Source organism: Noviluteimonas lactosilytica (assembly GCF_020866925.1).
Lineage (GTDB): Bacteria > Pseudomonadota > Gammaproteobacteria > Xanthomonadales > Xanthomonadaceae > Noviluteimonas > Noviluteimonas lactosilytica.
The window spans coordinates 167,803-179,810 of sequence record NZ_JAJGAK010000002.1 but is presented as its reverse complement, the minus strand read 5'-3'; the positions used below and the strand labels follow the sequence as shown (position 1 = coordinate 179,810).

Here is a 12,008-nt window from a genome sequence, read left to right as displayed (position 1 = left end):
CGCGCGACCCAGCCCCTCTCCCGCGGGAGAGGGGCAACGGGAGTAAAGTCGGGCCTGTGAAACGCAGGCCCCGTCGGATTCCGCGCGTGGTCGCCCCGCATGCCCCGGCTGGGGTGTTGCGCGCGCAACTGGATCGCGTGCGCCTCGAACTCGCGTTGCGGGCGGCGCGCCTGATCGTCTGGGTCTGGGACATGGCGACCGACCTGTTCGAGATGTCGGACGAGGACCGCGCGTACGTCGGCCTCGCACCGGATCACGTGCGCACCGCGCAGACCTTCGCGCTCATGCATCCCGACGACATCGCGCCGTCGATGGGGTACATCGCACGCACGAAGGCGGGCGAACCCAACGTGCCCATCGAGTTCCGCCTGCCCGACGGCAAGGGCGGCTGGCGCTGGTGGGTTGGTCGCGCGTCGCGCTTCGGCGATGGCGAACTGCCGCTGATCGTCGGCGTGTGTTACGACGACACCGATCGCCGTCATCACGAAGCCGCGCTCGAAGCTTCCGAACACGCGGCACGCCATCTGGAGGAAGAAAAGGCGCGCTTCCTCGCCACCATCAGCCACGAGATCCGCACGCCGCTCAATGGCGTCGTCGGCATGATCGAGTTGCTTTCGCACACCGCGCTCGACGGCGAGCAACGACGGATGGTCGACACGTCGCGGGATTCCGCGCTCGTATTGCTGTCGCTGCTCAACGACGTGCTCGATTACTCGAAACTCGAAGCAGGGCGCCTCGACCTCGAAGCCGCGCGCCTGTCGCCGCGGCGCCTGGTCGAGCAAGTAGGCGCGGCGCTCGGCGCGCAGGCCGCGCCGCGCGGTATCGATGTCGACATCGTGGTCGACGCGGACGTGCCGCATCGCGTCGTCGGCGATCGCGTGCGCCTGCGGCAGATCCTCGCCAACCTCGGCGGAAACGCGGTGAAGTTCACCGAGCGCGGCCGCGTCGAGTTGCGCATCGGCGTGGAGTCGCGCGATGCCTCGCACGCGCGCTTGCGCTTCGATGTCGTCGACACCGGCATCGGGATTCCCGAAGCGATCGTGCCGACGCTGTTCCAGCCGTTCCGCCAGGCCGATGCGTCGACGACGCGTCGATTCGGCGGCACGGGGCTCGGACTCAGCATCGTCGGCCATCTCGCATCGCTGATGGAAGGCCGCGTCGAATGCGAGAGCCGCGAAGGCGAGGGCTCGCGCTTCAGCTTCGTCGCGCCGATGCAGATCGCGAAGGACCCCGACACGCAGCGCGGCAGGCCGACGCACGTCATCGCGTACGCCGACGACGCGCGCCGGCGCATCCTGTTGCGCGACATGCTGCTCGAACTCGGCGCCGACGTCGCGACCGCCGCCGACCGGGACGAACTCGTCGAAGCCCTCTCCGACGCACCGCGCGATACACCGTGCACGCTCGTCGTCGACAAGCGCACCACGCTCGCGGGACAGCTGCTCGCGGGCCTGCCGTCGTCGTTGCCGCTCGGCGACATGCCGGTCGTGGTCGTGCGCGGTATCGATGCCTCGATGGAAGCGGGCCCGCGCATCGTGCAGGTCGACGGCAATCCGCTCACGCGCGCGAACCTGCTGCAGGCGATCGACCAGGCGCTCGGTCGCAGCACGCCGGAACCGCGCACGCCTGTCCAGCCCACGGCGCCCGAACTGCCGATGGAAGCGGCCGCGCGACTCGGTCGCCTCGTGCTGCTGGCCGACGATCATCCGGTGAATCGCGAAGTGATCGTGCAGCAACTCCGGCAACTCGGTTACGCGTGCGATGCCGTCGCCGATGGCGAACAAGCGTGGGCGCGCCTGCAACACGGTGGTCGCGCGCGTTATGCGTTGCTGCTCACCGATTGCCAGATGCCGGGGCTCGACGGCTTCGCGCTGACCGCGCGCATTCGCGAGGCCGAACGCAACGGCGCGTGGCCCGCGTTGCCGATCGCCGCGATCACCGCGAGCGCGACGCAGGACGAGGGCGATAAGTGCCTGCAGGCGGGCATGGACGCCTTCCTCGCCAAGCCCGTGCAACTCGACGACCTGCGCCGCATGCTCGCGCGCACGCTGCCGCCGATCGACGGCTACGACGCACTCTCGCGCCTGGTGCAGGGCGACCGCGATCGCCTGCGCCGCATCCTCGGCGCCTACGTGCTCGACACGCGCGGCGACCTCGAACGTTGGGACACCGCGTCCGCCCTCGGCGATCGCGATGCGTTGCGCCGCCTGGCGCACAAGCTCAAGTCGGGCTGCGTGCAGGTCGGCGCACTCGACGCGGCGACCGCGATGGAATCGGTCGAGCAGCACCCACGCGCCGGGCATCTGCAGGAACTTGCGCCACGCGGCGGTACTGGCCGTTGCTGAAGAATTGCAGGCTCGCCGCTTCGCCGCAGGAGTCCGCGACCGACCCGCGTGTCGCGGCCGGGCCATTCAACGAAAGCGCCGGCCGCGCGCGCGCACGCATGGCCGGGGGCGTGGCAGACATCGAACGAGCGCTCGGCGGGTTATCCTCGGCCGCATGAGCCTGAACAACCTGCCCGCCACGCCGCGCCTGTCGTTCCTCGCCAGTCCCGCCAGCGAAGCCCAGAGCGCGCTCGCGCAACTGGTCGACTTCCACGGGCAATGCGAGCCCGCCGACGCCGACGTGCTCGTCGCGCTCGGCGGCGACGGCTTCATGCTGCAGACGCTGCATCGCCACGGCGGCCTGGGCAAACCGGTGTTCGGCATGAAGCTCGGCACGGTGGGCTTCCTGATGAACCACCATCGCGAAGACCCGTCGATGGGCCCGGCGCTGATCCAGCGCATCGCCGGCGCGGAACCCGCGGTGCTGCGCCCGCTCGAAATGGTCGCGCAGACCGAATCCGGCGCGAGCGTCGGCTCGCTCGCCTACAACGAAGTCTCGTTGCTGCGTCAGACCCGCCAGGCCGCGCACGTGGCGATCGACCTCAACGGCAAGCCGCGCCTGGAAGAACTGATCTGCGACGGCGTGATGGTCGCGACCGCCGCCGGCAGCACCGCGTACAATTATTCCGCGCACGGTCCGATCCTGCCGCTGGGCTCGCGCATCATCGCGCTGACGCCGCTCGCGCCGTTCCGTCCGCGTCGCTGGCGCGGCGCGTTGCTGAAGGCCGACACCGAAGTGCGCTTCCGCGTGCTCGATCCGTACAAGCGCCCGGTCAGCGTTACCGCCGATTCGCACGAAGTGCGCGACGTCGTCGAAGTCACCATCCGCGAATCCGGCGAACGCACCGTCACGCTGCTGTTCGACCCCGAGCACAACCTCGAGGAACGCATCCTCAGCGAGCAATTCGTGGTGTGAGATGGCCGACACGCACGCGCCCACGCTGACCGTCGCGATCACCTCGCGCGCCTTGTTCGACCTCGAACACAGCCATCGCCTGTACGAGCGCGAGGGCATCGGCGCGTACCAGGAACACCAGCGCGAGAACGAAGACGCGCCGCTCGCGCCGGGCATCGCATTCCCGCTGGTGCGCAAGTTGCTCGCGCTCAACGAAGGCCTGCCGCGCGATGCGCCGCGCGTGGAAGTGATCCTGTTGTCGCGCAATTCGTCCGACACGGGGCTGCGCATCTTCAACTCGATCCGCCACCACGGGCTTGCGATCTCGCGCGCGACGTTCACTTCCGGTGCGCCGACGTGGCCGTACATCCGGCCGTTCGGTGCGCACCTGTTCCTCTCCGCGAATCCGGAAAGCGTGCGGCGCGCGCTCGAACACGGCGTCGCCGCCGCGACGATCCTGCCGGCGAAGGCCGCCGCGCAACGCCACGACCAACTGCGCATCGCCTTCGACGGCGACGCGGTGATCTTCGGCGACGAATCCGAACGCGTCTCGCAGGAGCAGGGCCTGCAGGCCTTTCACGATCACGAAACCACGCGCGCGCACGAACCGCTCTCCGGCGGCCCGTTCCGCGGTTTCCTCGATGCGTTGCATCGCCTGCAGGCCGCGTATCCGGCGGGCGAAGCGGCGCCGATCCGCACGGCGCTCGTCACCGCGCGCAGCGCGCCTGCGCACGAACGCGTGATCCGCACGCTGCGCGAGTGGGACGTGCGCCTGGATGAAGCGCTGTTCCTCGGCGGGCGGCCGAAGGGCCCGTTCCTGGAAACCTTCGGCGCCGACATCTTCTTCGACGACTCGCAGCACAACATCGAATCGGCGAAGCTGCACGTCGCCGCGGGGCACGTGCCCCACGGCGTATCGAACGAATCGCTCCCGTCGGAGTGACGGTAGGGCCGGCCTGTTACGGCGGATTGACCTTGCCGCGCGCTTCGCCGCCCGGGAACAGGTCGCTGTGCACGTTCGCGTAGGTGATGCCCTTGAGCATCGAACGAATGAGTTCGTTGAACTCCCCCGGCGCCAGGCCCTGCGCGGCGGGACCGACCACCATGTTCGGCGTGATGATGCCGGTGATCGTCGCGGGCGCGGGTGGGCATGGCATGACCCCCGGCGGCGTCGGCGGACTCGCGAGGTTGGAGCACAGCCACACGGCAATGCCGCCGTTCACGGCCGGCTGGCCGAGATGGATGTGCGCCTGCGTGACCGAGCCTTCGAGCCTGGCGTAGCTGAGCTTGAAGCGCAGCGTGTCGTTGTAGACGTAGGAACGGAACTCGCCCTTCGCGGTCGTCGACAACGCGGGCACTTCGTTGGCGCCGCGCAGGTTGCCGATGAATTCGTTGTTGGGTGTCTGGGCCCATGCACCGGCGATCGGTGCGCAACCCAGCAAGGCAAACAGGATCAGTCGTTTCATCACGTGCTCCATGCGGTGCGCCTTCGCGGCGCACGTCATGGATCGATGCCCGGGGTTCGCATGCCGGTTCAACTGAACAAGCGTGCGTTCCGACCCGTGGTCATTGCGACGGTCGGGTCGCTTCGTTGCCGAGCGGCAAACGAATGTCCGCGAGGCGCCAGCGCATGCCGCTGCGCTTGAGCACGAACACGATCGGCTGGCCGTGGTCGTCGCGGACCGTCGCGGTGAAGCGCGACGTCGATTCGTAACGCATCTTCGCGTTTTCGAGCGGCACGGGCTCGCGCGCCTGAGGCAATGGCTCGCCCTGCGCATCGAGCGGCGGACGCTCGAAACTTTCCTTCGAGTTCTTCCACATCCGGCGACCCTGCATCATCGCGGACAAGCCGGCGGGATTGACCATGCCGTCGACGAAACCGTTGACGACACCGGTCGCCATCGTCAGTGCGATCGCACCGAATGCGTTGGACTGCACGTCGGCGCCGGCTTCGCGCACCATCGCATCGACCATCTGCGCCTTCAGGCTCGCGCGCAAGGCGGGAAAGTCGACTTGCTCGGCGAGTTCGCCGGCGTCGTTCGCCTGCACGGCGTGCTGGATCGCGCGCACCGTCATGTACGGGCCGGCTGCGACCCACGCGAACACGAGCAGGAGGACGGCGAGGGCAGCGGCGATCCACTTCTTCATGCGGCGTTACCTCAAAGTGATGGCTTCACGGCCTCGAGCGGCGCATTGCCACTAGAACTCAAGGTCGAGGCTGGCGCAAAGATAATCGACGAACGGGGCGAGGCCGGCGAGATCCTTCGCGAGTTCCTGCTTCAGGCGCGGTCCGAGCATGGTCGCGTCGTCGATCGCGCGTTCGGCGACGAAGTTGCGGCGGCGCAGGTCGTCGCGGAACGGGAAGTCGTCCGGATAGCCCTTCGGCACGCGCACGAGCATTTCGCTGTCGTCGAGATCGAAGCGTTTGCGGAACGCGGTCCCGTGCGCAGCGGCCTTCCACCCGGACGGGTTGTCGACGATGAACTGCCGCACCTGCCGCTGCACGGGCGAGGGCGAGTGCCACAAGCCCGCGCCGACGAAGCACTTGCCCGGCTGCAGGTGCAGGTAGAACAACGGCGCTTCGACTTGCTTCCCGCGTGCGTGCGACAGGCGCGCGCCCTGCCACGTCTTGTACGGCGTCTTGTCGTTGGCGAAGCGCGTGTCGCGCTGGATGCGGAACATCGACCCGCCGACCGGCTTCGGATCGGCGCGATAGTGCTCGCTCACTTCCGCGAGCGCAGGCTGCAGGTCGGTGAGCAGGCGCTGGAACGGCGCGCGCACGTGGGTCTCGTAATCGGCCTTGTGCGCGAGGAACCATTCGCGCTCGTTGTGGCGCGCGAGCCCGCGCAGGAACTTGAAGCTCGCTTCGGTGAAGTAGGTGCTCATGCGAGTTCGGCGGCGCGTTGCCGCCCCCAGTCTTCCAGTGCGTCGAGGAGCGCGAGCTTGCCACCGTGTTCCGCATGGACGGCGCGAAGCGCGGCGATCTCGGCGAAGTAGGCGTCGAACGTGTACTCCGACAGGCCCGCATCGCGCGACAGGCGTCCGCGGCGGTAGTCGTTCCAGCGTTCGCGTTCGGCTGCGTCCAGCGTCTCCGGCCAGTTGCGCGCGCGATAACGGAACAGCAAATCGGGCATGCGCGGATCGGTGAAGGCGAAGTCGTGCGTGCCGAGCGTCGATGGCGGCAACGATCGCACGGTCGAGAACCTGCGCTTGTCGCCGTCGCCGAGGAAGCCGTCGTAGATCGAAGCGTCGACGTCGTTCGCCGTGCGCTCGCGCGTGACTGCATAGACCTGACGCACCTTCTCGGCCAACGCGGGACCGGCGTCGCGCAACAGTTGCGCGCGTTGTTCGCTCTGCTCGCGATGGATGGCCAGGCGTTCGAAGTCGGGCGCGCGCAGGTGTTCCCACGGCACGACGACCGGACACTTGTTGACGTGGATTTCCTTGAGCGCGACGCGCACCGCGCCTTCGGGCAGGTCGGCCGTCGGCGTGTACAGGTGGTCGGCGATGTCCTCGGGCGAGAGCGTCAGCAGCGCATGCGGATCCTGTTCGAGGTCGAACACGATGATGCGGCTGTCGATCTTCGGGTGTCGCGCGACCGGCACGACCGGCGCGCTGCACATGCGCGCGGCCGGGAAGCGCTGCGAAACGTGCAGCACCGGGAGCATGCGCACCGGGTCGAGCAACTGCGCGACGTGGCGCTTGTCGCGCAGGCGCAACGCGTAGTCCCACAACTTCGGTTGCGCCTGGCGCAGCTTGCGCGCCAGGCCGATGAGCGCGAGCACGTCGGACAGCGCTTCGTGCGCATCGCCTTCGCGCACGCCGTTCGCGTTCGCCAGGTGCTCGAGGCGGAACGACACCGCGCCGTCTTCGCGCAGCGGCCACTCGATGCCTTCGGGTCGCAACGCATACGCCATGCGCAGCACGTCGAGCAGGTCCCAGCGCGAGTTGCCGTTGCGCCACTCGCGTTCGTACGGATCGTGGAAGTTACGGAAGAACCCGTTGCGCACGAACTCGTCGTCGAAGCGCAGCGAGTTGTAGCCGAGCGTGCAGGTGTCCGGCCGCGCCATCTCCTCGTAGATGCGCGCGAACGCGGCGGCTTCGTTCATCCCGTCGCGCAAGGCGGCCTGCGGCGTGATGCCGGTGATCATGGTCGCGGCGGGCGAGGGCAGCAGGTCGTCGGCCGGCTTGACGAACAGGCTGATCGGCGCGTCGATCGCGTTGAGCTCGGCGTCGGTGCGCACCGCGGCGAACTGCGCGATGCGCGTCGTGCGCGGATCCGCGCCGAAGGTTTCCAGGTCGTAGAACAGGAAGCTCGCCGCCACGCGCCCTCAGCCTTCGACCGGCAGGAGCGGGAGGCGACGCTGCACTTCCGCATCGAGCCAGGCGCGGTCGATGCCGTCGAGCGACGTCTTGCCCTGCGTGGCTTCGACCAGCAGCTCGCGCTGGATGCGGCCGCGTTCGAAGGCCGTCGCGTACGGGAGGCGGCGGAAGGTCACCATGCCGTAGCGCGGGACGAAGCGATCGGGATGGCGCTGCGCGAGTTCGCGTTCGAGGTCGCGCTGCAGCAGGAAGTCGGCGTCGTCGACGCGCGCGCGCATCTCGAGGTAGTTCTCCAGCGCCATCGCCTGGATCGCGCGCGCGTTGGGCAGGCGTTCGCGTTCGAAGGCTTCGAAGGCCTGCGCGAGGTCGGGCGTGCCGCCGTCATGCGACGCGTCGAGATGATCGGCGAGCGCGACGCAATCCTCGAACGCGCAGTTCATGCCTTGCCCGTGGAACGGCACCATCGCATGCGCGGCATCGCCGAGCAGGACCGCGCGGCCATCGAGATGCCAACGGTCGAGGTAGAGCGTGGAGAGCGTGCCGACCGGGTTGGATTCGAAATCGGCGTCGAGGTCCGGGATCATCGGCACCGCATCGGCGAAGTCGCGTTGAAACAACGCGCGCGCATCGGCGCCGGTGCGCACGTTCGCGAAGCTGGGCTCGCCTTCGAGCGGCAGGAACAGGGTGACGGTGAAGGTGCGCTCATCGTTGGGCAACGCGATGCACATGTAGTGACCGCGCGGCCAGATGTGCAATGCGTTGGCCTCGATGCGGAAGTCGCCATCGGCGGTCGGCGGGATCTCGAGTTCCTTGTAACCGTGGCCGAGCGATTCGATGCGCTCGTCGAAGCCCGCCCGCGATTTCATCGCCGCGCGCAGGGCCGAGCCCGCGCCGTCGGCGCCGAGCAGCGCGGTGAACGCATGCTCGGTGCGCTTGCCGTCGGTGTCGTCGACGAACATCGCGCGCTTCGCATCGAAGTCGACGCTTTCCAGTCGCTGGTCGAAGTGCAGCTTCGCACCCGCGCGTTCGGCGGCATGCAGCAGCGTGATGTTGAGCTCGCCGCGGCTGACCGACCAGATCACCTCCGAGTCGTCCTTGCCGTAACGCAGCAACTGTTCGCCGACGTCGAGCGAATGCACCATGCGGCCGCGCATCATCACGGCCTTGTCGAGCACCGCGCCGTCCGCGCCCGCGGCGCGCAGCGCGTGCAGGCCGCGTTCGGCGAGCGCGAGGTTGATCGAACGTCCGCCCGCGTAACCCTTCACGCGCGGATCGCCGCGGCGTTCGAATACGTCGACTTGCCAGCCGCGTTGCGCGAGCAACGTCGCGAGCAGGCCACCGGCAAGCCCGGCGCCGACGATGGTGAGGTGACCCTTGCCCGACACAGCCGCTCCTTCAAATCACCGAATGCCCAATGGTGCCAGTCCGTGCGAATGGCCGCCATCGGCGTCCGCGTGCGGACCTTCCGCATCCATGTTGCCCGCAGGGCGGGAGCAGACTCCGGTCGTCGAATCAGTGGAGACGGTCATGCGTGAATCCCTTGCCCAATGCGAAGAAGTCATTCGCGCCTTGATCTACTTCACCCGGATCAAGATCGAGCGCCGGGATTTCACCCCGTTCGGGATCTGCCTCCTGGCCGATGGTTCGTTGTCGAGCATCGGCACGGACGAGCGGACCTACAGCGCCCAGGCGCTGGTCGACATGTTCAAGTCCATCTCCGACCAGGCCCTGGCTTTCGGCCTTGCGGCCATGCAACCGCTCGGAGGAGCGGGCGGTGAATGCCTGCATGTGCTCTCGTTCGAGCATCGCAGCGGGGAGTGCGGCGAGTCGTGGTGCATCGTGCGCGAAGACGGCACCGGACAGGACCTGGACTACGAGAACGAAGTGCACCTGCCCGGTTTGCCGCGGTTCTTCGTCCGCAACGACCACTAAGGGCGAGTTCAACCCGCGCGCCAGCGATCGACTTCGTTCGCAAACCGCAGGATGTCCTCGCGCGTGTTGTAGAGCGGGGCGGGGGAGATGCGGATGACGTTGGGTTCGCGCCAGTCGCCGAGCACCCCGCGCGTTGCGAGGAACTCGAAGAGATCGCGACCGGCGGCGCGGCCCGACAAGCCGCGGCCCTGCAGCACGCGGATCGACAGCTGCGCGCCGCGACGCCCGGCTTCGCGCGGCGTGACGATCTGCAGCGTGTCGGAGAGCTTCGCGCGGATCAGCGCTTCGAGATACGCGGTGAGTTCGAGCGAACGCGCACGCAGGCGATCCATGCCCGCGCGATGGAACACGTCGAGCGATGCGCGCAGCGGCGCGAGGCCGAGGATCGGCGGGTTGCTCAGCTGCCAGCCGTCGGCGCCCGGCGTCGGATGGAAATGGCCGCCCATCTTGAAGCGCGTCGATTGATCGTGGCCCCACCAACCCGCGAAACGCGGACGCGCGGTGTTCGCGTGGCGTTCGTGCACGAAGCAACCGGCGACGGCGCCCGGGCCCGAGTTCATGTACTTGTAGTGGCACCAGACCGCGAAGTCTGCGTCGGCATCGTGCAGCTGCACGGGCAGGTTGCCCACCGCGTGCGCGAGATCGAAGCCGACGATCGCGCCGGCGGCGTGGCCGAGGCGCGCGATTTCCTCCAGGTCGAACGCCTGCCCGGTGCGGTACTGCACGCCGGGCCAGACGATGGCAGCGAGGCGCGGGCCGTGTTCGGCGATCGCGCGTTCGATCGCGGCCATCGAGATCGTGCCGTCGGGTTCGTCGGGCTGCAGTTCGATCAGGTCGGTCGCAGGATCGAAACCGTGGAAGCGCACCTGCGATTCGAGCGCATGCCGGTCGGACGGAAACGCGCCGGCCTCCATCAGGATCGCGGGGCGCTCGCGCGTCGGCCGATAGAAACTCACCAGCATCAGGTGCAGGTTGGCCGTCAGCGAATTCATCGCGACGACTTCCGACGACTGCGCACCGACGACTTCGGCGAGCGCATCGCGCACGAGTGCGTGATACGGCATCCACGGCGCGGGTTCGAGGAAGTGGCCTTCGACCGCTTCGTTCGCCCACTTGTCGAGTACTTCCGTGACCATCGCGCGCGCGCCCTTCGGCTGCAGGCCGAGCGAGTTGCCGCAGAAATACGCCTGCGGCGCACCCGCGTGCACGGGGATGTGGAATTCGTTGCGGAAGTCGCGCAGCGGATCGGCGGCGTCGAGCGCGCGGGCGCGGTCAGCGTCGAAAAGGTTCGAGTGATCGGTCATCGGTGCGAGTGCGTCAGGCGTTGTTGAAGCGCGAGGCGTGCAGCCCCAGCCATTCCAGCGCGGTGCCGTGGTAGAGGCGGGCCTGCTGGGCGTCGTCCAGGTCGAGCGCGGCAATGCCGGCGCCCGGTTCCTGTTCGCCCAACGGGAAGGGATAGTCGGTGCCGAGCATGATGCGGTCGGCGCCGCAGGTGTCGATCAGGTAACGCAGCGCGCGCGGATCGGCGACCCACGAGTCGAAGAACAGTCGCGACATGTATTCGCGCGGGTTGCGGAAGTTGTCGGTGGCGACGAGGTCGGGGCGCATGTTGAAGCCGTGTTCGATGCGGCCGATCGTATACGGGAAGCTGCCGCCGCCGTGCGCCAGGCAGATGCGCAGGTTCGGCAAGCGTTCGAGAACGCCGCCGAAGACCAGGCAACACGCCGCGCGCGATTGCTCGGCCGGCATGCCGACCAGCCACGGCAGCCAGTACTTCGGCATCGATTCGCTGCCCATCATGTCCCACGGATGCACGAGGATCGCCGCGCCGAGTTCGCTCGCCGCCTCGAAGAACTCGAACAGTTCCGGCGCGTCGAGGTTCCAGTCGTTGACGTGCGAACCGATCTGCACACCTTGCAGGTCGAGTTGGTCCATGCAGCGTTCGAGTTCGCGCACGGCGAGCGACGGCGACTGCAGCGGCACCGTGCCGATGCCCGCGTAATGCTTCGGATAGGCGCGGCACGCTTCGGCGGTGTGGTCGTTGAGCGCCTGGTGCAGTTCGAGCGCATGGTGCGGCTTCGCCCAGTAACTGAACATCACCGGCACCGTGCTGATCACCTGCACCTGCACGCCGAAGCGCGCGTAATCGTCGAGGCGGATCTTCGGATCCCAGGTCTTCGGCCAGATCTCGCGGAAGAACTTGCCGTCCTTGTAGATGCGGTGCCGCCCGTCGTCGCCGTGGTGGATCACGGGGAACCGGTTGTCGCCGTACTTGGCGGCGAGGTCCGGCCAGTCGCGCGGCAGGAAGTGGGCGTGGGTGTCGATCTTCAGCATTGCGGCGATTAATCTCTTCAAATCATGCGTTTGCGAGCGCTTTCTCGCGTGGATCGGCATCCAGCTTTCGATCCCGCGGTGCGCCTCGCGTGTCCGCCGCACAGATTACCGGACGCGCGACATCCCCGGCGCGCCCACGG

At 68.1% G+C, this 12,008-nt stretch carries 11 protein-coding genes; 4 read left to right on the top strand and 7 right to left on the bottom strand.

Translation table 11 applies throughout. The features are described from left to right. The first annotated feature begins 86 nt into the window (after positions 1-86). The 3 genes from LK996_RS10050 to LK996_RS10040 all read left to right on the top strand — a co-directional run bounded on the left by LK996_RS10050 (position 87) and on the right by LK996_RS10040 (position 4,222). A complete protein-coding gene (locus LK996_RS10050; RefSeq protein ID WP_230527046.1) occupies positions 87-2,345 on the top strand; it encodes an ATP-binding protein in 2,259 nt (752 codons plus the stop codon). 169 nt (positions 2,346-2,514) lie between these two features. Continuing rightward, positions 2,515-3,300, top strand: a complete 786-nt coding sequence (locus tag LK996_RS10045) for an NAD kinase (RefSeq protein WP_230527535.1) — start codon at positions 2,515-2,517, stop codon at positions 3,298-3,300. Between the two features lies 1 nt (position 3,301). Beyond that, positions 3,302-4,222 (top strand): 5'-nucleotidase, encoded by a 921-nt coding sequence (locus LK996_RS10040; RefSeq protein WP_230527045.1) that lies wholly within the window; start codon positions 3,302-3,304, stop codon positions 4,220-4,222. Positions 4,223-4,238: 16 nt separating this feature from the next. Here LK996_RS10040 and LK996_RS10035 read toward each other — a convergent pair whose 3' ends face one another. The 5 genes from LK996_RS10035 to LK996_RS10015 form a co-directional block, all read right to left on the bottom strand. Beyond that, complete coding sequence (locus LK996_RS10035) at positions 4,239-4,745, bottom strand: CHRD domain-containing protein (protein ID WP_230527044.1); 507 nt, start codon at positions 4,743-4,745, stop codon at positions 4,239-4,241. 100 nt (positions 4,746-4,845) lie between these two features. Next, complete coding sequence (locus tag LK996_RS10030) at positions 4,846-5,427, bottom strand: DUF2939 domain-containing protein (RefSeq protein WP_230527043.1); 582 nt, start codon at positions 5,425-5,427, stop codon at positions 4,846-4,848. Positions 5,428-5,478: 51 nt separating this feature from the next. Continuing rightward, positions 5,479-6,165: a DUF2461 domain-containing protein gene (locus LK996_RS10025; protein WP_230527042.1), complete on the bottom strand. Its 687-nt coding sequence runs from the start codon at positions 6,163-6,165 to the stop codon at positions 5,479-5,481. Further along, positions 6,162-7,604 carry an exodeoxyribonuclease I gene (gene sbcB / locus LK996_RS10020; RefSeq protein WP_230527041.1) on the bottom strand — a complete coding sequence of 481 codons (1,443 nt, stop codon included), beginning with the start codon at positions 7,602-7,604 and terminating at the stop codon, positions 6,162-6,164. Before sbcB ends, LK996_RS10025 begins: the two co-directional genes overlap by 4 nt. 6 nt (positions 7,605-7,610) lie before the next feature. Further along, positions 7,611-8,987, bottom strand: coding sequence for an FAD-dependent oxidoreductase (locus LK996_RS10015; RefSeq protein WP_230527040.1), 1,377 nt, complete (start codon positions 8,985-8,987; stop codon positions 7,611-7,613). Positions 8,988-9,129: 142 nt separating this feature from the next. Here LK996_RS10015 and LK996_RS10010 point away from each other — a divergent pair, with 142 nt between their 5' ends. Next, entirely contained in the window at positions 9,130-9,534 is a 405-nt protein-coding gene (locus LK996_RS10010) for a hypothetical protein (RefSeq protein ID WP_230527039.1), read from the top strand. Positions 9,535-9,542: 8 nt separating this feature from the next. Here LK996_RS10010 and kynU read toward each other — a convergent pair whose 3' ends face one another. Next, positions 9,543-10,838: a kynureninase gene (gene kynU / locus LK996_RS10005; protein WP_230527038.1), complete on the bottom strand. Its 1,296-nt coding sequence runs from the start codon at positions 10,836-10,838 to the stop codon at positions 9,543-9,545. Positions 10,839-10,851: 13 nt separating this feature from the next. Then, positions 10,852-11,868: an amidohydrolase family protein gene (locus LK996_RS10000; protein WP_230527037.1), complete on the bottom strand. Its 1,017-nt coding sequence runs from the start codon at positions 11,866-11,868 to the stop codon at positions 10,852-10,854. Positions 11,869-12,008: the final 140 nt, after the last annotated feature.